Source organism: Campylobacter sp. CH278 (assembly GCF_004378845.1).
GTDB classification, from domain to species: domain Bacteria; phylum Campylobacterota; class Campylobacteria; order Campylobacterales; family Campylobacteraceae; genus Campylobacter_D; species Campylobacter_D jejuni.
The window spans coordinates 1-275 of sequence record NZ_RYXZ01000039.1 but is presented as its reverse complement, the minus strand read 5'-3'; the positions used below and the strand labels follow the sequence as shown (position 1 = coordinate 275).

At 34.5% G+C, this 275-nt stretch carries 1 pseudogene; it reads right to left on the bottom strand.

Features of this window, described 5'->3' with window-relative positions:
* Positions 1 to 275, bottom strand: a pseudogene (locus ELQ04_RS08590) (ATP-grasp domain-containing protein); the annotation flags it as partial.

Here is a 275-nt window from a genome sequence, read left to right as displayed (position 1 = left end):
TTGCCACTTTTGCTAAAGGAATACCCGTAGCTTTACTAACAAAAGGCACAGTACGACTAGCTCTAGGATTTACTTCCATCATATAAAGCTCATTATTATGTAAAGCAAATTGTATATTTAAAAGCCCTACAACTCCTAATTTAAAGCAATATCTGCTGTTTTTTGTGCAATAAATTCTTGCATTTTTTCATCGATATTACAAGGCGGTAAAGAACAAGCACTATCACCTGAATGAATTCCTGCTTCTTCTATATGCTCCATAATTCCTGCCACAT